The sequence below is a fragment of the Amaricoccus sp. B4 genome, assembly GCF_043226085.1.
Taxonomy (GTDB): domain Bacteria; phylum Pseudomonadota; class Alphaproteobacteria; order Rhodobacterales; family Rhodobacteraceae; genus Amaricoccus.
This window is the reverse complement of sequence record NZ_CP171225.1, coordinates 2,350,812-2,368,893: the sequence shown is the minus strand read 5'-3', so window position 1 is coordinate 2,368,893 and position 18,082 is coordinate 2,350,812. Positions and strand designations below refer to the sequence as shown.

At 68.3% G+C, this 18,082-nt stretch carries 22 protein-coding genes; 9 read left to right on the top strand and 13 right to left on the bottom strand.

Annotated elements, in window-relative coordinates; translation table 11 throughout:
* Nucleotides 1-71 precede the first annotated feature (71 nt).
* A complete protein-coding gene (locus ACF66B_RS11330; protein ID WP_111431239.1) occupies nucleotides 72-1,322 on the top strand; it encodes a S8 family serine peptidase in 1,251 nt (416 codons plus the stop codon).
* Here the strand turns inward: ACF66B_RS11330 and ACF66B_RS11325 are convergent.
* Nucleotides 1,312-2,163, bottom strand: a complete 852-nt coding sequence (locus tag ACF66B_RS11325; protein WP_111431238.1) for an AraC family transcriptional regulator — start codon at nucleotides 2,161-2,163, stop codon at nucleotides 1,312-1,314. The two genes, ACF66B_RS11330 and ACF66B_RS11325, sit on opposite strands and share 11 nt — an antisense overlap.
* Before the next feature lie 121 nt (nucleotides 2,164-2,284).
* Between ACF66B_RS11325 and ACF66B_RS11320 the strand changes: the two genes are divergently transcribed.
* The 3 genes from ACF66B_RS11320 (at nucleotide 2,285) to ACF66B_RS11310 (ending at nucleotide 4,564) form a co-directional block, all read left to right on the top strand.
* On the top strand, nucleotides 2,285-3,181 hold the full coding sequence (locus tag ACF66B_RS11320) for a DMT family transporter (RefSeq protein WP_111431237.1): 897 nt from the start codon (nucleotides 2,285-2,287) through the stop codon (nucleotides 3,179-3,181).
* A 182-nt stretch (nucleotides 3,182-3,363) separates the two neighbouring features.
* Nucleotides 3,364-3,606 carry a hypothetical protein gene (locus tag ACF66B_RS11315; RefSeq protein ID WP_111431236.1) on the top strand — a complete coding sequence of 81 codons (243 nt, stop codon included), beginning with the start codon at nucleotides 3,364-3,366 and terminating at the stop codon, nucleotides 3,604-3,606.
* Between the two features lie 19 nt (nucleotides 3,607-3,625).
* Complete coding sequence (locus ACF66B_RS11310; protein WP_111431235.1) at nucleotides 3,626-4,564, top strand: nucleoside hydrolase; 939 nt, start codon at nucleotides 3,626-3,628, stop codon at nucleotides 4,562-4,564.
* 154 nt (nucleotides 4,565-4,718) lie between these two features.
* On the opposite strand, the gene ACF66B_RS11305 is transcribed toward ACF66B_RS11310, so the two are convergent.
* Entirely contained in the window at nucleotides 4,719-4,970 is a 252-nt protein-coding gene (locus ACF66B_RS11305) for a hypothetical protein (protein ID WP_111431234.1), read from the bottom strand.
* Between the two features lie 306 nt (nucleotides 4,971-5,276).
* Nucleotides 5,277-6,218, bottom strand: a complete 942-nt coding sequence (gene hemC, locus ACF66B_RS11300) for a hydroxymethylbilane synthase (protein WP_111431233.1) — start codon at nucleotides 6,216-6,218, stop codon at nucleotides 5,277-5,279.
* Nucleotides 6,219-6,295: 77 nt separating this feature from the next.
* On the opposite strand from hemC, the gene hemE reads away from it, so the two are divergent.
* Nucleotides 6,296-7,339 carry a uroporphyrinogen decarboxylase gene (hemE, locus tag ACF66B_RS11295; RefSeq protein ID WP_111431307.1) on the top strand — a complete coding sequence of 348 codons (1,044 nt, stop codon included), beginning with the start codon at nucleotides 6,296-6,298 and terminating at the stop codon, nucleotides 7,337-7,339.
* A gap of 9 nt (nucleotides 7,340-7,348) precedes the next feature.
* Here the strand turns inward: hemE and ACF66B_RS11290 are convergent, their stop codons facing one another.
* The gene (locus tag ACF66B_RS11290) at nucleotides 7,349-7,561 is read right to left on the bottom strand and encodes a hypothetical protein (RefSeq protein WP_162683381.1); all 213 of its coding nucleotides are present in this window, start codon (nucleotides 7,559-7,561) and stop codon (nucleotides 7,349-7,351) included.
* A gap of 102 nt (nucleotides 7,562-7,663) precedes the next feature.
* On the bottom strand, nucleotides 7,664-8,521 hold the full coding sequence (locus ACF66B_RS11285; RefSeq protein WP_111431231.1) for a capsular polysaccharide synthesis protein: 858 nt from the start codon (nucleotides 8,519-8,521) through the stop codon (nucleotides 7,664-7,666).
* Nucleotides 8,522-8,915: 394 nt separating this feature from the next.
* Between ACF66B_RS11285 and gatC the strand changes: the two genes are divergently transcribed.
* Genes gatC through ACF66B_RS11265 form a run of 4 tightly spaced genes read left to right on the top strand, consistent with a single transcriptional unit; the run spans nucleotide 8,916 to nucleotide 12,059 of the window.
* Nucleotides 8,916-9,203, top strand: a complete 288-nt coding sequence (gatC, locus tag ACF66B_RS11280) for an Asp-tRNA(Asn)/Glu-tRNA(Gln) amidotransferase subunit GatC (RefSeq protein ID WP_111431230.1) — start codon at nucleotides 8,916-8,918, stop codon at nucleotides 9,201-9,203.
* Nucleotides 9,203-10,690: an Asp-tRNA(Asn)/Glu-tRNA(Gln) amidotransferase subunit GatA gene (gene gatA, locus ACF66B_RS11275; protein WP_111431306.1), complete on the top strand. Its 1,488-nt coding sequence runs from the start codon at nucleotides 9,203-9,205 to the stop codon at nucleotides 10,688-10,690. Before gatC ends, gatA begins: the two co-directional genes overlap by 1 nt.
* A gap of 43 nt (nucleotides 10,691-10,733) precedes the next feature.
* A complete protein-coding gene (locus ACF66B_RS11270; RefSeq protein WP_162683380.1) occupies nucleotides 10,734-11,354 on the top strand; it encodes a hypothetical protein in 621 nt (206 codons plus the stop codon).
* An 18-nt stretch (nucleotides 11,355-11,372) separates the two neighbouring features.
* Nucleotides 11,373-12,059: an N-acetylmuramoyl-L-alanine amidase gene (locus tag ACF66B_RS11265; RefSeq protein ID WP_392662622.1), complete on the top strand. Its 687-nt coding sequence runs from the start codon at nucleotides 11,373-11,375 to the stop codon at nucleotides 12,057-12,059.
* Nucleotides 12,060-12,099: 40 nt separating this feature from the next.
* Here ACF66B_RS11265 and ACF66B_RS11260 read toward each other — a convergent pair whose 3' ends face one another.
* The 8 genes from ACF66B_RS11260 to ACF66B_RS11225 form a co-directional block, all read right to left on the bottom strand.
* A complete protein-coding gene (locus ACF66B_RS11260) occupies nucleotides 12,100-12,378 on the bottom strand; it encodes a hypothetical protein (protein WP_111431228.1) in 279 nt (92 codons plus the stop codon).
* Between the two features lie 9 nt (nucleotides 12,379-12,387).
* Entirely contained in the window at nucleotides 12,388-13,356 is a 969-nt protein-coding gene (glpX, locus tag ACF66B_RS11255) for a class II fructose-bisphosphatase (protein ID WP_111431227.1), read from the bottom strand.
* A gap of 80 nt (nucleotides 13,357-13,436) precedes the next feature.
* The gene (locus tag ACF66B_RS11250; protein WP_111431226.1) at nucleotides 13,437-13,988 is read right to left on the bottom strand and encodes a GNAT family N-acetyltransferase; all 552 of its coding nucleotides are present in this window, start codon (nucleotides 13,986-13,988) and stop codon (nucleotides 13,437-13,439) included.
* Nucleotides 13,989-15,275 (bottom strand): homoserine dehydrogenase, encoded by a 1,287-nt coding sequence (locus ACF66B_RS11245; RefSeq protein ID WP_111431225.1) that lies wholly within the window; start codon nucleotides 15,273-15,275, stop codon nucleotides 13,989-13,991.
* 159 nt (nucleotides 15,276-15,434) lie between these two features.
* Nucleotides 15,435-15,770, bottom strand: a complete 336-nt coding sequence (locus ACF66B_RS11240; protein WP_162683379.1) for a hypothetical protein — start codon at nucleotides 15,768-15,770, stop codon at nucleotides 15,435-15,437.
* A gap of 134 nt (nucleotides 15,771-15,904) precedes the next feature.
* Nucleotides 15,905-16,246, bottom strand: coding sequence for a metalloregulator ArsR/SmtB family transcription factor (locus ACF66B_RS11235; RefSeq protein WP_111431223.1), 342 nt, complete (start codon nucleotides 16,244-16,246; stop codon nucleotides 15,905-15,907).
* On the bottom strand, nucleotides 16,227-16,715 hold the full coding sequence (locus ACF66B_RS11230) for an SRPBCC family protein (protein WP_111431222.1): 489 nt from the start codon (nucleotides 16,713-16,715) through the stop codon (nucleotides 16,227-16,229). Before ACF66B_RS11230 ends, ACF66B_RS11235 begins: the two co-directional genes overlap by 20 nt.
* Before the next feature lie 93 nt (nucleotides 16,716-16,808).
* Nucleotides 16,809-18,047 (bottom strand): LL-diaminopimelate aminotransferase, encoded by a 1,239-nt coding sequence (locus ACF66B_RS11225; protein ID WP_111431221.1) that lies wholly within the window; start codon nucleotides 18,045-18,047, stop codon nucleotides 16,809-16,811.
* Nucleotides 18,048-18,082: the final 35 nt, after the last annotated feature.

Genomic DNA, 18,082 nt, shown 5'->3' with positions numbered 1-18,082 from the left:
CCTGTTAATGACGTGGGCACGCCCTATCTGAGGTTGAGACCTCAACGCGGGCAGGAGCGAGGGACGAGCAGATGCCGGAAATCACACCACCTCCCTATCTGAACCTCAGACGGCCGCAGCCGACCGGCGGCGTGCTGGTGACCTTCGAGGGTGGCAGCGAGACCGAGCAGCTCCGCATCCTCGATCGTGGCGCGGCCGAGGCCACCGGCGGCAGCGCGCCCGGCGCGGTGGCCGTCGAGGCCTCCTCCATCGGCGGCATCGACACCGCCCGCCTCCGCGCGCCGCTGCTGCTGCGCGGCCTCGGCATCGGCCTCATCCACGCACCCAGCAAGGCAAATGTCGCCTCGGTCGCCCGCATCCTCGCCGCCGAGGATCATGTCGCCGAGGCCCGCCCCGAGTTCTACCTCTACTCGATCCCCTCCAACGGGGCGGGCAACGCCATCGACACCGCCGAACGCACCTGGGGCATCGCCGCCACCGGCGCCGAGCGCGCGCCCTTCAGCGGCAAGGGCATCCGCATCGCCGTGCTCGACACCGGCTTCGACCTGCTGCACCCGGATTTCGCCAGCCGCCCCGTCATCGCCGAGAGCTTCGTCGCCGGCGAGACGGTGGACGACATCCAGGGCCACGGCACCCATTGCACCGGCATCGCCGCCGGGCCCCGGGCGGGCCACAACACCCCGCGCTACGGCGTCGCCCCCGAGGCCGACATCCTCATCGGCAAGGTGCTCGGCAACAACGGCTCGGGGCTCGAGATCGACATCCTCGCCGGCATGGCCTGGGCGATCGAGCAGGGGGCGGAGGTCATCTCCATGTCGCTCGGCCGCGCCACCCAGCCCGGCGAGATCCCGAGCGCGGCCTACGAGCGCCTCGGCCGCCGCGCGCTCGAGCGCGGCGCGCTGATCGTCGCCGCCGCCGGCAACGAGAGCGCCCGCCAGTTCGGCTTCGTCGCACCGGTGGGCGCGCCCGCCAACTCGCCCTCGATCCTCGCGGTGGCGGCGGTCGATGCCACCGGCAAGGTGGCGGATTTCTCCTGCGGCGGCATCAACCCCGATGGCGGCGAGGTCGATATCGCCGCCCCCGGCGTCGACATCTTCTCGTCCTTCCCGCGGCCGAAGCTCTACGAGACGCTGCGGGGCACCAGCATGGCCTGCCCCTTCGTCGCGGGCGCCGCCGCGCTCTGGGCCGAATCGGATCCCGCGCTCCGGGGGCAGGCGCTCTGGGACAAGCTCACCGCCAGCGCGGCCCCGCTCTCCCATCCGCCCGAGGATGTCGGTGCGGGCCTCGTCCAGGCGCCCGGTGCCGCCGCGCTCATCGCCTGAGCCCGCCCAGATCCGCGCCCGCGCGATAGGCCGCGGGCGTCAGCCCCGTCTCCCGGCCGAAGACCCGCGTGAAGTGGCTCTGGCTCGAAAAGCCGCAGGCGGCGGCGATCCCGGCAAGCGGCTCCGGCCCGCGAAGCAGCGCCTGCGCCCGCGCGATGCGGCGCTGCGTCACCCAGCCATGCGGCGAGACGCCGCGGCAGAGCCGGAACATCCGCTGGACGTGAAATTCCGAGAGCCCGGCGAGGGCCGCGAGATCGGCAAGCCGGATCGGCCCCTCCAGATGCGCCTCGATCCAGTCGTCGATCCGGCGCAGCGCCAGCGGGGAAAGCCCGCCCTTCACCGCGAGGCGCCGCGCGGGCAGCGCGCCCACGAGCTCGGCCAGCGCCCCGTCGGCGGCAAGCCGGTCCTGCGCCTCCGCCGCAAGCGCGAGGCGCCGCAGCGGCGCGCCGATCTCGGGCAGTGCCGCGAAGGTCACGTCGCGCACCTCCAGCCGCCGCGCGTCGCAGTCATGGGTCATCGCATAGGCCGCGCGCAGCGCGTCATCGGGCAGATAGAGATGCACGAAGCGGAAGGGCGCCGTGATCTCCCAGGCCGAGCCCTGACCCTCGGGCAGGATGCAGACGGCGCCGGGCCAGCCCGCCACCGCGCCCGCATCGAGCCGCCGCGTGCCGGTCCCGCCCTCGAGATAGAAGCTGAAGGTATGCCCCGCGGGCGTCTCGTAGAGCACCCGGTCGTCGCGGTTCTCCCAGATCGTCACGGTGCGCCGCCCGCCGAGCTCGAGGCGCGCGGCGATGCGGGCGGTGGGCGAGGCCCCGAGAAAATCCTGAACGGTCCGGCTCATGGCCCGATCATACCCCAGGCCGGGCCGCGGCGGGAACGGCCCGCCGCGATTCGACCGCAAGATCGTGCAATCCCCGCGCCGCGCCTGCCGCTAGAGCTGCCGGAAAACCGGAGCCGCTGCCATGGCCAACGCCGCCCTTCTTGCCGCAACCGTCCTGATCTGGGGCACCACCTGGATCGCGATCTCGTTCCAGGTCGATGCCGTGCCGGTCATCGTCTCGGTCTTCTACCGATTCGCGCTCGCGGCCCTGCTGATGCTGGGCGGGCTTGCGGCCCTCGGGCGGCTGCGGCGGCCCGCCGCCTGGCCCTTCGTGCTGGTCCAGGCGCTCTGCCTCTTCTGCTTCAACTTCATCGGCCTCTACAACGCGGCCGCCCTGATCCCCTCCGGCCTCGTCTCGGTGATCTTCTCGCTCGCCTCGATCTTCAACGCGGTGAACGCGCGCCTTTTCTTCGGCGACCGGATCGAGAGCCGCACCCTCCTCGCGGGCGCGCTGGGCGCCACCGGCATCCTGCTGCTCTTCTGGCACGATCTCGCCATCTCGCTCGATCCCGCAACGCTCCGCGGCATCGGCTGGGGCGTGCTCGGCACGCTGTTCTTTTCATGGGGCAACATGGCCTCGCGGCGCAATTCCGCGCTCGGCACCGATCCGGTCACCGCCAACGCCTGGGGCATGGCGATCGGTGCGCTGGTGCTTCTCGGTCTCGCGGCCGCGACGCGCGCGCCCCTGAGCCTGCCGCCCCAGCCGGCGTTCTGGCTCGCGCTGGTCTATCTCGCGGCCATCGGCTCCGTGGTGGGCTTCACCACCTATCTCCTCCTCGTGGCGCGCATCGGCTCGGCCGGGGCGGGCTATGCCACCGTGCTCTTCCCGGTGGTCGCGCTCGTCGCCTCGACGCTTTTCGAGGGCTACCACTGGAGCCCGACGGCGCTCACCGGCGTGCTCTTCGCCGGGCTCGGCAACCTCGTGATGTTCGGCCGCAAGCGGCCCGCCGCAGCCCCACCGGCAGCGGTCAGAGGATGAGAATGGCCGCGATTCATGATATGTTAACCAGCATAATCCTTTAAATTCAAATGCTTGATTTTCGTTTCACGGTGAAAAGCCCCGTTTTCACACCGGAAGGCGCCCCGCTGCAGCCTGCTTGTTTTCGCCGCGTTTGCGGCTAGATTTGAAAGGATCCCGGACGGTCCGGGCAGGATCCGGCCATGGCGAAGATCTCCATCACCATCACCGTCGATGACGCGCATCTCTCCGCGACGGCGGCGATTGCCGAGGTGGTCCATGCCCAGGGCTTCGTGATCGAGCGCGTGGTCCCCGAGGCCGGCGCCATCCGTGCCACCGGCGGCGAGGAATGCCTCGACCGGATCCGCGCCATCGAGGGCGTGCTGGAAGCCGTCCCCGAACGAGGCTGCTCGCTCCCCCCCATGCGCCGCGGAATCCCGCAATAGCCGCCGCCAAAGGCCCGTCATGCCCCCCGAACGCATCATCATCGACACCGACCCCGGTCAGGACGACGCCGTCGCCATCCTGCTCGCCCTGGCAAGCCCCGAGCTCGAGGTGCTCGGCATCACCACCGTCGCCGGCAACGTGCCGCTCGCGCTCACCGCGAAGAACGCCCGCAAGGTCTGCGAGCTGGCCGGCCGGCCCGACATCCCCGTCTTCGCCGGGGCCGAGGCGCCACTGCTCCGCCCCCTCATCACCGCCGAATATGTCCACGGGCAAACCGGTCTCGACGGCCCGGACCTGCCGGAGCCGGTGATGCCGCTCGATCCGCGGCATTCCGTCGATTTCCTGATCGAGACCCTCCGCGCCGAACCCGCGGGCAGCATCACCCTCTGCACTCTCGGCCCTCTCACCAACATCGCGCTCGCCTTCGCCAGGGCCCCCGAAATCGTCGGCCGGGTGAAGCGGATCATCGCCATGGGCGGCGGCGCCTTCGAGGGCGGCAACACGACCCCGGTGGCCGAATTCAACATCCTCGTCGATCCCCACGCCGCACAGCGGGTCTTCAGCTCGGGCGCGCCGGTCACGCTCCTGCCACTCGACGTGACCCACAAATGCCTCACCCGCAAGGTCCGGGTGGACCGCTTCCGCGCGCTCGGCACCCGGGTGGGCGATGCGACCGCGCTGCTGCTCGATTATCAGGAACGGTTCGACGAGGCGAAATACGGCCAGGACGGCGGCCCGCTCCACGATCCGACGGTGATCGCCTGGCTCTTGCGGCCGGAGCTGTTTTCCGGGCGCGACGTCAATCTCGAGGTCGAGACCGGCTCCGAGCTCACCATGGGCCAGACCGTGATCGACTGGTGGGGCGTGACGGACCGCCCCCGCAATGTCCATGTCATCCGCGATGTGGACGACGAGGGCTTCTTCGCCCTCCTCCTCGAGCGGATCGCGCGGCTCTGAGGGGGGATGGGAACCGGATCCTTCCCGGACCGACGGGGTAAGATCGAGAATCCGGCTCCCGGACAGGATACAACTCTACAGGTCTACTCGGCTGACGGCCGGTCCGGGGTATCCGCGCGGGCGGGCAGCGGCTGGGCCCCCGCCTGCACGAAATTCAGTTTGCGGGTGTCCCCGCGCATTCGGTGTGCACCGTCCGCCCGTTGCGGCCCGACCGTGTCGTGACGCATCCCTCCGCCGCCGGCGTGCCGGGTTCGCTCGCCTCGGCGGCAGTGACGAAGGCGGCAAGGCCGCCGGCAAGCGGTGCGGGCGCAACCCTCCGCTCCCCCGCATCGCGGGCGCTGGCCCCGCCGGTGACGGCGAGCGACAGGATCAGGGTGAGGGTCGCGAGGTTCGAGGTGCGGGCCATTCTGGTCTCCATCTTCTTCCGGTGTTCGGTTGCGTGGCTCAGTCTGGTCTTGGCGCGAGAAAGTCACCCGTCACGCGGCGGCTCTTCGGCGATCGCGTCCGTATGCTGGTCCGGCATCCGAACTGTCCCTGCTGGCTGGTATCGCGGTCGCGTCTCGATGGGATGAGAAAGCCATGACCGCCGTGACACGCGCGTCATGCGAGCGTTACGGGGTGTGAACGCTACGCTCCGGTCACAAGAAAACGCCCCCGCGCGGGATGCGGCGGGGGCGGGGACGCGGGTTGGGAAGCGTCTGGCGGGGCAGAATCAGGCGGAGAAGAAATCCGGCGCGGCGCGGCTTCGCAGGATCGCGGCGGCCTCGGCCCCCATTTCGGTGCCATCCCGGGCAAGGCCCTCGACCTGATGGCTGAGGCATTCCGAGCCGTCGGGCCGCAGGATCTCGCCCCGGAGCCAGAGCCTGTCGCCATCGAGCACCGCAAGCCCCGCGATCGGTGTCTGGCAGGAGCCGTCGAGCCCGGCGAGGAAGGCGCGCTCGGCGGCAAGCCGCAGGCTGGTCGGGGTGTCGTTGATCGGAGCGAGCAGGGCTGCGACCCGCTCATCCCCGAGCCGCTGCTCGATGCCGATGGCACCCTGGGCGACCGCGGGCAGCATGTCTTCCGGCGCGATGGGAGCCTTGGCGATCTCTTCCATGGCGAGGCGGCGGAGGCCCGCCATGGCGAGGAAGGTGGCCGCCGCCACGCCCTCCCGAAGCTTCCGAAGCCGGGTCTGCACGTTGCCGCGGAACTCGACGACCTCGAGATCAGGGCGGCGGAAGCGGAGCTGGGCCCGGCGGCGCAGGCTCGAGGTGCCAACCACCGCGCCCTGCGGCAGATCCGCGAGGTTGCGGCCGTCGAGGCTCACGAAGGCATCGCGCGGATCCTCCCGGGGCAGGTAGCAGGTGAGCCCGAGACCCTCGGGCTGCTCGACCGGCATGTCCTTCATCGAGTGAACGGCGATGTCGATCGCGCCGGCGACGAGCGCTTCCTCGATCTCCTTGGTGAAGAGCCCCTTGCCGCCGATCTCCGAAAGCGGCCGATCCTGCACCCGGTCGCCGGTGGTCTTGATGACGACGATCTCGAAGGCCTCGTGCGGGAGGCCGTGCGCCGCCATCAGCCGGTCGTGGGTCTCGTGGGCCTGGGCGAGCGCGAGCGGGCTGCCGCGGGTGCCGATGAGGAGCGGCCTGTCGGGCGTGGGCAGATCAAGGGCCATGACGGGCTTCCCTCCCTTTTCATTCCGGGCCGTATGGGTAAGGTCGCGCGCACACGATCGCAAGGCGGAATGGAATGATGGGCGGAACGGAGAAGAAACTGCTGAGGGCGCTGGCGGGCGAGACGCTGCCGGTGCCGCCGGTCTGGATGATGCGGCAGGCGGGGCGGTATCTTCCCGAATACCGCGCGACGCGGGAGAAGGCGGGGAGCTTCCTCGATCTCTGCTACACGCCGGAGCTGGCAACGGAGGTGACGCTCCAGCCGATTCGCCGCTACGGGTTCGATGCAGCGATTCTCTTTGCCGACATCCTGCTCGTGCCCCAGGCCCTGGGTGCGGATCTGAGCTTCGTTCAGGGCGAGGGGCCGCGGCTTTCGACCGTGACCTCGGCGGCGGATCTTGCGCGGCTCAAGCCGGCCGAGGCGGTGCACGAGACCCTGGCGCCGGTCTACGAGACGGTCGGCCGGCTCCGGGAGGAGCTCCCTTCAGAGACGACGCTCATCGGATTTGCCGGTGCGCCCTGGACGGTCGCGACCTACATGATCGCAGGCCGCGGCACGCCTGACCAGGCCCCGGCCCGGCGGCTGCTCTATGGCGATCCGGCGACCTTCGAGGCGCTGATCGATCGCATCACCGAGGCGACGATCCTCTATCTCTCGGCCCAGATCGAGGCGGGGGCCGAGGTGGTGAAGCTGTTCGACAGCTGGGCGGGCGCGCTGCCCGGGCTCTGGTTCCGGCGCTACGCGATCGAACCTGCCGCCCGGATCACAGCGGCGCTCCGCGCGAAATACCCGGAGGTGCCGGTGATCGGCTTCCCGCGCGGGGCGGGGGCGGGCTATCTTGCCTTCGCCGATGCGGCCGGGACGCAGGGGCTCGCGCTCGACACGAGCGTGGACCCGGATTGGGCGGCGCAGGCGCTCCAGCCGCGCCTCTGCGTGCAGGGCAATCTCGATCCGCTCCTGCTCGTGACCGGCGGGGATGCTCTCGTGCGCGAGACGCGGCGCGTGGCCGAGGCCTTCTCGGGCGGGCCGCATATCTTCAACCTCGGCCACGGGATCACTCCCGAGGCCGATCCGCGTCATGTGGAGATCATGCTGGAGACAATTCGCGCGCCACGCCAGTAGCGCGGAGGCTCAGGCCGGAGCTGCGGCCACGCTGCCGAGCAAGGAGGAGACCCGGCGCGCCACGGCCTCGCAGTAGGCACGCTCGGAGTGGGTGAGCGTGGGCCTGCGCGCGGCCGTCCAGGCCTCGAGATCCGCAAGCGAGCCGAACTTCGCGATGAAAATTTCGGCGGTTCTGCAAACAGCCCTGTCGTATGCGGCGGGCTCTCCGAAAATGGATGACATGTTCGTTCCCCTGTTGAACGGGACGAGCATGTGCCTGCAGGCATCTTGAGACAATATTTACGCGCATTCACAGTTAATTCGCGCGTTCCGGACGTGGGCGGTTCAGGCGGCCGCCGACGCCCCCTTCTTGGCCTTGGTTTCCTCGAACTGGATGCCCCAGCGTTCGTAATCCTCGCGGCAGAAATCCTTCCGCCAGGTCAGCTTGAAGACCGGTACGGCGCTGATGTCGAAGCCCGGATCGGGCTGCGCGGGATCGGCGCCGCGCACGAGCTGGCGCTGGATGTAATGGGTGCCGTCCATGCTGATCCGCGGCGTGGCCTGCCATGCGGCGCGAAACTGCGGATTGTGTGCCGCCTGCCAGGCGAAGACATCCATCGGCCAGAAATAATCATGCGGCGTGCTGCGCCGCGTCCAGTAGGCCTGCATGCCGGCGAGCCAGTCGGTGACGATGCGCCCCTCGGGCTCCGAGGCGAGAAACCAGTTGCAGATCAGGCGGTCGGGCGTCGGCTGGCTGAAGGCAAAGAAGCCGCCGGTCAGCAGGTGTGGCAGCCAGTGCTCGAGCGGGCGGTTGCAGTAGCAGGTCGCATCGGCCCAGACGCCGCCATGGCGCTTGAGCAAGCGGAGCCGCAGGAAATCGGCACGGTGGGCGTGAATGAGCCCGTCGGGAATACCGGAGGTATCGACGAAATCGCCGATATTGGCTTCCGACAGCACCTCGATTTCCCAGTCGGGGTGGTGCCGGCGCCAGCTCGCAATGCAGGCCTGCGCAACATCGGGGGCGTTCTCGATGCCTTGCGCCCAGTAGAGCCAGATGCGCCGGGGCAGCGGCCGGGGCGCGAGCCAGGGCAGCTTGTCCCAGCCATACGGCGACGGCCGGGATTTGCCCTGCCATCTGTAGCGGAGACGTCTGAGGCGGCGGCGAAGCCGGTCGTAGGCAAGGAAACTATTGAAAGACAACATTGCGTCTGCCGTTGAACACGAACACCGGGGACCACGGCGAAGCACCCGCCGCAGACTTGCAAGCACACTTGCCAGACAAACTGGTCTTCGTTGGAGGATGTCCCGCACGCCCCTCCCGAAAGGCGAAAGACGCGACACTCTCTGGATGCCGGATTTCAGATTCCAGTGTTGTACATTCTACTCGCATACCGACGAAACGGGCAACCGGCCCGATCTGAATTTTTCAGAGATCGGCTGAAAACGCGCATTTTTGAAATCAAGAAACCGCGATCTGGCGGGGTGTTGCGGGGCTGCCGCACCTTCGGAGGTGCCCGCCGGGCGGGCCCGGCCCTTGCGCCATGCGCCCGGGCAGGATAATCCCGGCGGCCAAGGTCTTCCCTGGAATTGAGCACTCATGGCGATCGACAAGGATACCGCGCGCAAGGTCGCGCATCTGGCCCGGATCGAGGTGGCCGAGGCAGATCTCGCATCCCTTGCCTCCGAGCTTTCCGCAATTCTCGGCTTCATGGAGCAGCTGGCAGAGGTCGATGTGACCGGGGTGGAGCCGATGACCTCGGTGACGCCGATGCAGCTCAAGTGGCGCGCCGACGAGGTGACGGACGGCAACAAGCGTGAGAAGGTGCTCGCCAACGCGCCGGATGCGCGGGCGGGCTTCTTCACCGTGCCCAAGGTGGTGGAATGATGACGGGACTTGCGGAACTGACGATCGCGGCGGCCCGCGACAGCCTGCGCGCGGGCGATCTGACCGCAGCCGAGCTTGCCGAGGCCTGCCTTGGCGCGGCAGAGGGGGCGGCGACGCTCAACGCCTATTCCGAGCTTACGCCCGACATGGCGCGGGCCCAGGCGCAGGCTGCGGATGCGCGTCTGAAGGCAGGCGAGGCACCCGATCTCTGCGGGATCCCGCTTGGCATCAAGGATCTCTTTTGCGTCGAGGGTGTGCGGAGCCAGGCGGCCTCGAACATTCTCGAGAGCTTTCTGCCGCAGTATGAAAGTACCGTCACGGCGAAGCTCTGGGCCGAGGGGGCGGTCTGCATCGGCAAGCTCAACATGGACGAGTTTGCCATGGGGAGCTCGAACGAGACCTCCTGCTACGGCCCGGTGAAGAGCCCCTGGCAGCGTGCGGGCGACAATCGTCCGCTTACGCCCGGCGGCTCCTCGGGCGGTTCGGCGGCGGCGGTTTCGGCCGATCTCTGCCTCGGTGCGACCGGCACCGACACCGGCGGCTCGATCCGCCAGCCCGCGGCCTTCACCGGGATCGTCGGCGTGAAGCCCACCTACGGGCGCTGCTCGCGCTGGGGCATCGTTGCCTTTGCCTCCTCGCTCGATCAGGCGGGGCCGATGGCCAAGACGGTGCGGGATGCCGCGATCATGCTGAAGGCAATGGCAGGGCATGATCCGAAGGATTCGACCTCCGCAGATCTGCCGGTGCCGGATTTCGAGGCGGCCCTTTCGGGCGATATCCGCGGCAAGAAGATCGGTATCCCCAAGGAATACCGGGTCGATGGAATGCCCGCCGAGATCGAGGCGATCTGGCAGAAGGGCGCGGAGATGCTGCGCGATGCCGGTGCCGATGTGGTGGACATCTCGCTTCCCCACACGAAATATGCGCTGCCCGCCTATTACGTGATCGCGCCGGCGGAAGCCTCGTCGAACCTCGCGCGCTATGACGGTGTGCGCTACGGCCGGCGGGCGAAGCTCGCGGCGGGCGACGGCATCACCGATCTCTACGAGCGCACCCGCGCCGAAGGGTTCGGCGCCGAGGTGCAGCGGCGCGTGATGATCGGCACCTACGTGCTCTCCGCCGGGTATTACGATGCGTACTACCTGCGTGCGCAGAAGGTGCGGACGCTCATCAAGCGTGATTTCGAGGCGGCGTTCGACGGTGGAATCGACGCGATCCTGACCCCTGCAACGCCATCCTCTGCCTTTGCGCTCGGAGAAATGGCCGATGCCGATCCGGTGCAGATGTATCTTAACGATGTCTTCACCGTGACGGTCAATCTTGCAGGTCTACCGGGGGTTTCTGTTCCCGTCGGTCTCGACGGCCATGGGCTGCCGCTTGGTCTTCAGATCATCGGGCGCCCGTGGGAAGAGGCCGAAATGCTCAACACGGCTTATGCGATCGAGCGCGCGAGCGGATTCTCTTCAAAACCGGCAAAATGGTGGTAGAAGGACGATTGAGGCATCCACAATCTTGAAAGGCGGTTTGGCGATGCGTGTATTTGCGGCCCTTATGACCTGCGCGCTCGCAGCTTGCACCACGGCGGTGTCGGTTCCCGACAATGCCACCATCTACGAGGTGCCATCGCCCGGATATGGTGTGCCGCCGACGACCGGCACAGCCTCCTCCTTTGGGAACCCGCCACTGACCCCAGGCGATGCCGGCGCGGCCAGCAGCTACGGCGGCGCCTCGACGGCCGGTGTCTCGCCTTCGGTCAACCACACCGGCACTAGGATCGGGGACGACCGCCTCAACCTCGCGGAGTTCTCGCTCGAGCAGCAGAAGATCGACGCAGCCCTTGCCGAGCAGAAGCTGGCAGAGGCGCGGTCGCAGCTCGTGGTGATCCAGCCCTCCGGCGTTCCGAGCGAGATCCAGGGGCCGAACATCGCGCTCTTTGCGCAGCAAAGCAGCAATGCGCTCGGCGAGAGCGTCTATCCCCGCTCCCGCGGGCTTCGCATCTCCTCGGCCTGCCGTCGCTACAACAGCCAGGATGACGCGCAGCGCGCCTTCCTTGCCGCGGGCGGGCCGAGCTCGGACAGCCTCGGGCTCGATCCGGATGGCGACGGGTTTGCCTGCAGCTGGGATCCGGCCCCGTACCGGGCGCTGCGCTGAGGCGGCTCCGGACCGCCGGTGCAGATCCATTCCAGACCAAGCCCGAATTTCGGCCCGCGCCGGGGCGGCGCGCGGCCTTCGATCGTGGTGATCCACTACACGGCCATGGCAAGCGCGGAAGCGGCGCTGGAGCGGCTGTGTGATCCGGCGGCCGAGGTCTCCGCGCACTATCTCATCGCCGAGGACGGACGCGTCTGGCGTCTCGTGGAGGAAGCCGAGCGGGCCTGGCACGCCGGCCGCGGCGCCTGGCGCGGAACCGACGATGTGAATTCCTGCTCCATCGGAATCGAGCTTGCCAATCCCGGTCCGCTTGCCGGGTTCCCACCGTTTCCGGAGCCGCAGATGGCGGCTCTGGAGCGGCTTCTCGACGGGATCATGGCGCGCTGGCGGATCGGCCCGGCCGATGTCATCGGACATTCAGACATGGCGCCAGGCCGGAAATCCGATCCGGGCCCGAAGTTCGACTGGCGACGGCTTGCCCGCGGTGGCCGTGCCGTCTGGGTCGAGGGGGGCTCCGCCGCTCCGACCGACTGGGCGGAGTTCGCATGTGCGGTCTCCGCCGCAGGATATCGCGCCGTCGATGGAGACTGGCCCGGCCTTCTCGAGCCGCTGCGCCTGCGCTTTCGGCCCTGGGCCTGCGGTGCGGCGCTGGCGCCGGAAGACGTTGCGATTGCCCGCGCGCTTGCCGCGCTCGGCGCCGCCTGAGAGATCTGCGGAACGGAAATAGGTTGGGCAGGCCCGGAGGTCAGCCGGGGGTGCCGTCGCGCCATTCGTGGTCCCGGGCGGAAGGCGGTGCAGGCCGCCCGGAGACGAGAAGCATGCGCAGCTTGCGCGCGCCGAGAAAGAGCCCGAGCCCGGCGGCCCCGAGCCAGACCAGCATGAAGGCGACCGCCGGCAGGTTGCCCGCCAGCAGTGCTTTCACGACACCATAGAGCACGATCAGCATTCCGGCCGTCCAGACGATGGTCCAGACGGCCATGAAGGCGATGGCGATCTTCTCGCCTCTGCTCCTGGGTTCAGCCAAGCCTTGGCCTCAGAGGTTGTTGTTCTGACGGTAGCTGATGTGGCGCACCGAACCGGTCTTCGAGCGCATCAGGATGGTCTCGGTTTCGAGATAGCCATCGACCCAGCGCGCGCCGCCCACGATGGAGCCGTCGGTGACCCCGGTCGCGGCGAAAATCACGTCGCGGGTCACGAGCTCGTCGCGGGTGTAGATCTTGTCGAGATCGGTGATGCCGGCCTTTTTGGCGCGGCCGCGCTCGTCATCGTTGCGGAACAGCAGCCGGCCGTACATCTGGCCACCCATGCACTTCAGGGCCGCAGCGGCCAGAACGCCCTCGGGCGCTCCGCCGGACCCCATGTACATGTCGATGTTGGTGCGGTTCGCGTCGGCGCAGTGCATGATGCCGGCGACGTCACCATCGGTGATGAGGCGGATATGTGCGCCGGTCGAGCGGAGCTCGGCGATCATGTCCTCATGACGCGGGCGCTCGAGCACGCAGACCTTGATCTCGCGCGGCTCGACGCCCTTGGCCTTGGCCAGCGCATTCACGCGCTCGGAGGGCGACATGTCGAGGGTCACGACGTCCGTGGGATAGTCGGGGCCGATGGCGAGCTTATCCATGTAGACATCGGGGGCGTGCAGCATGGAGCCGCGCGGTCCCATGGCGATCACGGCCAGCGCGTTCGGCATGTCCTTGGCGCAGAGGGTCGTGCCTTCGAGCGGATCGAGTGCGATGTCGACCGCGGGGCCATGGCCCGAACCAACTTCTTCGCCGATGTAGAGCATGGGCGCTTCATCGCGTTCCCCTTCGCCGATCACGACGACGCCAGCGATGTCGAGCAGGTTGAGCTGCGTGCGCATGGCATCCACAGCCGCCTGGTCGGCCGCCTTTTCATTGCCACTGCCGATGAGCTTTGCCGCGGCGATCGCGGCCTGTTCGGAAACACGGGCAAGGCCGAGCGACAGCATGCGGTCGGCAAAGATGTTCGGTTCAGACATTTCGGGCCCCCAATTGATACTCCGATCCTAGTGCTTCTAGGCCCCGCGCCAAGGAGGGGCAAGCCGCATTGCGGCGCGGTTCAGGGCTGCGGTTCCGGCGGCAGGATGGTGCTTCCGGGGCCGAGCGGGCGCTGCATCGTGACGGTGTCGAGCCAGCGGCCGAACTTGAAGCCCACCGCGGAGAGCGCGCCGGCATAGGTAAAGCCGAAGGCTCGGTGAAGGCCGACGGAGCCTGCATTGGCGCTGTCGCCGATCACCGCCACCATCTGGCGGAACCCTGCCGCCTCGCAGCGGCGCAGGAGGTCTGAGAGCAGCGCCCGCCCGGCGCCGCAACGCGCGGCATCAGGCGCCACATAGACCGAATCCTCCAGCGTGAAGCGATAGGCCGGGCGGGGGTGAAACGGCCCGGCATAGGCGTAGCCCGCCACGCGGTCTCCCAGCTCCGCCACGAGCCAGGGCAGGCCCGCGCCGGCAATACGCTCCCAGCGCCGGGTCATTTCCGCCAGATCCGGCGGCGTCTCCTCGAAGGAGCCGGTGCCATGGCGTACGTGATGGGCGTAGATCGCCTGCACGGCCTCGAGGTCCGCAGCGCGGCAGGGCCGCACGGCGATCTCCTGACGCGCGGACGCCACTCAGACGTCCTCGATGCGGATCGCGATCGGCTCCTCGCGGCAGACCTCGAGCGCCGAGATCCGGCCGAGGGCCGCGTCGAGCGCGTCGCGCCCGGTCTCGTGGGTCACGATCAGGACGGGTGCCGCGCCGCCCGTGTGCTGGACCTGACGCATGCGGTTGATGGAGATGCCGCTCTCGCCGAGCGCCGCGGCAACCTTCGCGAGGGTGCCCGGTGCATCCGTGAGCAGGATGCGGAGATAGTAGGAGGCCTCGCCGGTGGCGTTGGCCGGCGTGGGGCTGGCAAGGGTCGCGGCGGGCTGGCCGAAGGCGGGCAGCACGAATCCGCGCGCCAGATCCACGACGTCGCCCATGATGGCCGAGGCGGTGGGGCCTTCGCCCGCGCCCGGGCCGGAGAGCGTGATGCGCCCGACCGCGTCGCCTTCGAAGACCACCATGTTCGTCACGCCCTCGAGCTGGCCGACCGCGGAGTGCGCCGGAACGAGGCAGGGCTGCATCCGCATCTCGACGCCGCTGCGGGTCTTGCGGGCAACACCAAGCAGCTTGATGCGGTAGCCGAGCTCCGCGGCATGCTCGATATCGGCGAGGTTTACCCGCTCGATCCCCTCGATGAGGATGCGGTCGTAATCGACCTGGGTGCCGAAGGCGGTGGCGGAAAGGAGCGCGAGCTTCTGTGCGGCATCGAAGCCGCCGACATCGAAGGTCGGATCGGCCTCGGCGTAGCCGAGCTTCTTCGCTTCCTCGAGCACCTTGTCATAGGCCGCTCCGGTCGCTTCCATCTTGGTCAGGATGTAGTTGCAGGTGCCGTTCATCACGCCCATGACGCGGCTGATGGCATTGCCGGCAAGCCCCTCGGTCAGCGCCTTCACCGCAGGAATGCCGCCCGCCACCGCCGCTTCGAAGCGGAGCCCGACGCCATTGGCCTCGGCGGTTTCGGCGAGGAGCTGGCCGTGCCGGGCCATCATGGCCTTGTTCGCGGTCACGACATGCTTGCCGGAGCCGAGCGCTGCCATGGTCGTGGCCTTCGCCGGGCCATTCTCGCCGCCCATCACCTCGATGACGAGGTCGAGATCGGTGCGCCGGGCGAGCGCGACCGGATCGTCTTCCCAGGCGTAGCCCGAGAGATCGACGCCACGGTCGCGGTGGCGCGAGCGTGCGGAGACGGCGGCGATCTCGATCGGGCGGCCAGCGCGGGCAGCGAGCATCGGGGCCTGACGCTGGACGATCTTCACCACGCCGGTTCCCACCGTGCCGAGGCCTGCGAGTCCGATGCGTAGAGGCTGGGTCATGGGAAGTCGGTCTCCTCGAAATTGATCGCCGTGGCCTAGCGCCCGCGCCCTGCCGTGTCCAGCGTTGAGGTGCTGCCGCGGCAGCCGACGCCGAAGGATGAGCGCGGCGGCCGTGGCAAGCAGGATGAGGTGGACGAGGGTGAGCCCGGCGAGATGCCGTCAGGCGCCGAAATTCTTTCCGAGAATTTCGTGCAGCAAGTGGAACGCGGCAATGATGACGATGGTCGCCGGGATCCGGGGCTTCACCGCACCGGAGCCGTCGTGTTCGGAGTTCGGTCCGCCGGCGGTCTTCTCAAAATGCGCGGCGTCGTAGGTGTTGTTGCCGCGTCCCCGAGCCGTCGAGATGAGATTCGCGATGAAGATCATGTCGAGGAGATTGAGCGCGAGCAGACTCGCCGGATGCCGATCGAAGATCCCGCCCGGGGCCACCGTGACGAGAATGCCGTGGGAGAAGGTGAGGCCGGTGGAGGGCGGGATCTGGAGCCGGTGGGTCATGAGAACGGCCCGGCGTGCCAGGCGGGCCATCCGGTCGTCGATGGGCGTGTAAGCGGCGGCGGCCTCCTGTGATCCGGCTTGCCGCGGATGGACTTTGGCTGCCGCGCCGCAAGGCACGCGGCGAGCGCCCCAGATCAGTCCCGTTCGGCGAAGGCCTTGAGCCGGGCCAGTGCGGCATCCCACCGTGCGGCCACCGCATCGAGCGCATCGCGTGCATCGTCGAGCCGGTCAGGGCAAAAGGCGAAGCGGGTCTCACGCCCGCTCCGCTCGCTCGCGACGAGCCCCGCTGCCTCCAGCACCTTGAGGTGCTTGGTCATCGCCTGCCGGGTCATCTCCGACCCCGTGGTGAGTTCGGAGATCGAGCGCGCCGTGCCGTCGCTCAAGGTCGCAACGATCGTGAGCCGCGTCGGGTCACCGAGGGCGGCGAAGACAGGCGCGAACGCCGTGTGGGCGAGGTCAGTCGGTGCCGGTTGCATTCGCCTCCTGTCCTTCCGCGGCGTTCGCCTCGGCATATCGCGCGATATTGCCGATCTGGACCCTCCAGCCGTCGGTATTCATCCGGATCGCTTCGCCACGCCGTGAGGCAAGCACCCCCTCGAAGCCCGATTCCCGGACGATGAGCCGGGTGCCGGTGTCGATCGGCTTGAGCGTGAATTCGACGAGCGTCGGCGTCTCGGCGGTGTAGTCGATCTCCGGATCCACTGCGAACGGATGCCAAGTGTAGGCAAAGCGGGTTTGCGGCTCGATGGCGGTGACTGTCGCTTCCCATGGCACCGTCTTGCCGGGCATGCAGTGGATCTTGCCGCGGGAGACCTCGCCAAGCCGGAACGGTGTGTCGATGCTCGCGCCGAACCACTCGCCGAACTGGATGTGGTCCGTCAGCGCCGCCCAGACCTTGGGGATCGGAGCGGCGATGTCGATGCTGCGTTCGATGTGATCTGTCATGATGCAACCTCCTGGTTGCACGACAATGCACTCATCAAGCCATTCATGCAACCGATTCGTTGCGCTTTGGCGTCTCTCGCCGACGGAAGGCCGTCAGGCCACTTCGGTGGCCTCGGCCTCCTCCTGCGCGAGAATTTCCGGGGCGCGTGCGATCATCCGTTTCACATTGCGTGCAGCCTGACGGATGCGGTGCTCGTTCTCGACCAGACCGATGCGCACATAGCCCTCACCGTATTCCCCGAAGCCGATGCCGGGCGCGACCGCGACCTCGGCCTCGCGCAGCAGGATCTTCGAGAAGGCCATGGAGCCGATCTCGCGGAAGGCCTCCGGCAGGGGCGCCCAGGCAAACATGGTGGCCGGCGGCGGCGGGATGTCCCAGCCGGCGCGGCCCATCGATTCGACGAGCACGTCCCGGCGCGAGCGATAGATGTCGCGGATCTCGGCGATGCAGTCCTGCGGTCCGTTGAGCGCGGCGGCGGCGGCGACCTGGACCGGGGTGAAGGCGCCGTAGTCGAGATAGGACTTGATGCGGGTGAGCGCGGAGATCAGGCGGTCGTTGCCGACCGCGAACCCCATGCGCCAGCCGGGCATCGAGAAGGTCTTGGAGAGCGAGGTGAACTCGACCGCCACGTCCTTCGCGCCTTCGACCTGCAGGATCGAGGGCGGCGGATTGCCATCGAAATAGATCTCGGCATAGGCGAGGTCCGAGAGCACCCAGAGGTGGTGCTTTTTCGCGAAGGCAATGAGATCCTTGTAGAAATCCAGATCGCAGATCTGCGCTGTCGGGTTCGAGGGGAACGAGACGACGAGAGCGACGGGCTTCGGCACCGAATGGACCACAGCGCGCTCGAGCGAGCGGAGATACTGCTCGGGATCGAAGCGGCCGTCGTGCAGGGTGGGGACGTGGCGGAGGGTGCCGCCGGCGATCATGAAGCCGTAGGGATGGATCGGATAGGAGGGGTTCGGCACCAGCATCACGTCGCCCGGCGCGGTGATCGCCATGGCGAGGTTGGCCAGACCCTCCTTGGACCCGAGCGTCGCGATGACCTCGGTCTCTGGGTTGAGCTTCACGCCGAAGCGGCGGGCATAGTAGCCCGCCTGAGCCCGGCGCAGACCGGGGATGCCCTTGGAGGCGGAATAGCGGTGCGTGCGCGGCTTGCGGACAGTTTCCACAAGCTTTTCAACGATGTGGCTCGGCGTATCCATGTCGGGATTGCCCATGCCGAAATCGATGATGTCCATGCCGCCGGCGCGGTATTCTGCCTTGAGGCGGTTGACCTCGGCGAACACGTACGGGGGCAGGCGCTTGATGCGGTAGAATTCTTCGGCCATGGCGGACACTGATCTCAGGGGCTCGGAAGCGTGAA

What these genes read in the sequence shown, in the direction of transcription:
- ACF66B_RS11330 (WP_111431239.1), top strand. Translation starts at nt 72, where the DNA reads ATGCCGGAAATCACACCACCTCCCTATCTGAACCTCAGACGGCCGCAG.
- ACF66B_RS11325 (WP_111431238.1), bottom strand. Translation starts at nt 2,163, where the DNA reads ATGAGCCGGACCGTTCAGGATTTTCTCGGGGCCTCGCCCACCGCCCGC.
- ACF66B_RS11320 (WP_111431237.1), top strand. Translation starts at nt 2,285, where the DNA reads ATGGCCAACGCCGCCCTTCTTGCCGCAACCGTCCTGATCTGGGGCACC.
- ACF66B_RS11315 (WP_111431236.1), top strand. Translation starts at nt 3,364, where the DNA reads ATGGCGAAGATCTCCATCACCATCACCGTCGATGACGCGCATCTCTCC.
- ACF66B_RS11310 (WP_111431235.1), top strand. Translation starts at nt 3,626, where the DNA reads ATGCCCCCCGAACGCATCATCATCGACACCGACCCCGGTCAGGACGAC.
- ACF66B_RS11305 (WP_111431234.1), bottom strand. Translation starts at nt 4,970, where the DNA reads ATGGCCCGCACCTCGAACCTCGCGACCCTCACCCTGATCCTGTCGCTC.
- hemC (WP_111431233.1), bottom strand. Translation starts at nt 6,218, where the DNA reads ATGGCCCTTGATCTGCCCACGCCCGACAGGCCGCTCCTCATCGGCACC.
- hemE (WP_111431307.1), top strand. Translation starts at nt 6,296, where the DNA reads ATGGGCGGAACGGAGAAGAAACTGCTGAGGGCGCTGGCGGGCGAGACG.
- ACF66B_RS11290 (WP_162683381.1), bottom strand. Translation starts at nt 7,561, where the DNA reads ATGTCATCCATTTTCGGAGAGCCCGCCGCATACGACAGGGCTGTTTGC.
- ACF66B_RS11285 (WP_111431231.1), bottom strand. Translation starts at nt 8,521, where the DNA reads ATGTTGTCTTTCAATAGTTTCCTTGCCTACGACCGGCTTCGCCGCCGC.
- gatC (WP_111431230.1), top strand. Translation starts at nt 8,916, where the DNA reads ATGGCGATCGACAAGGATACCGCGCGCAAGGTCGCGCATCTGGCCCGG.
- gatA (WP_111431306.1), top strand. Translation starts at nt 9,203, where the DNA reads ATGACGGGACTTGCGGAACTGACGATCGCGGCGGCCCGCGACAGCCTG.
- ACF66B_RS11270 (WP_162683380.1), top strand. Translation starts at nt 10,734, where the DNA reads ATGCGTGTATTTGCGGCCCTTATGACCTGCGCGCTCGCAGCTTGCACC.
- glpX (WP_111431227.1), bottom strand. Translation starts at nt 13,356, where the DNA reads ATGTCTGAACCGAACATCTTTGCCGACCGCATGCTGTCGCTCGGCCTT.
- ACF66B_RS11245 (WP_111431225.1), bottom strand. Translation starts at nt 15,275, where the DNA reads ATGACCCAGCCTCTACGCATCGGACTCGCAGGCCTCGGCACGGTGGGA.
- ACF66B_RS11240 (WP_162683379.1), bottom strand. Translation starts at nt 15,770, where the DNA reads ATGACCCACCGGCTCCAGATCCCGCCCTCCACCGGCCTCACCTTCTCC.
- ACF66B_RS11235 (WP_111431223.1), bottom strand. Translation starts at nt 16,246, where the DNA reads ATGCAACCGGCACCGACTGACCTCGCCCACACGGCGTTCGCGCCTGTC.
- ACF66B_RS11230 (WP_111431222.1), bottom strand. Translation starts at nt 16,715, where the DNA reads ATGACAGATCACATCGAACGCAGCATCGACATCGCCGCTCCGATCCCC.
- ACF66B_RS11225 (WP_111431221.1), bottom strand. Translation starts at nt 18,047, where the DNA reads ATGGCCGAAGAATTCTACCGCATCAAGCGCCTGCCCCCGTACGTGTTC.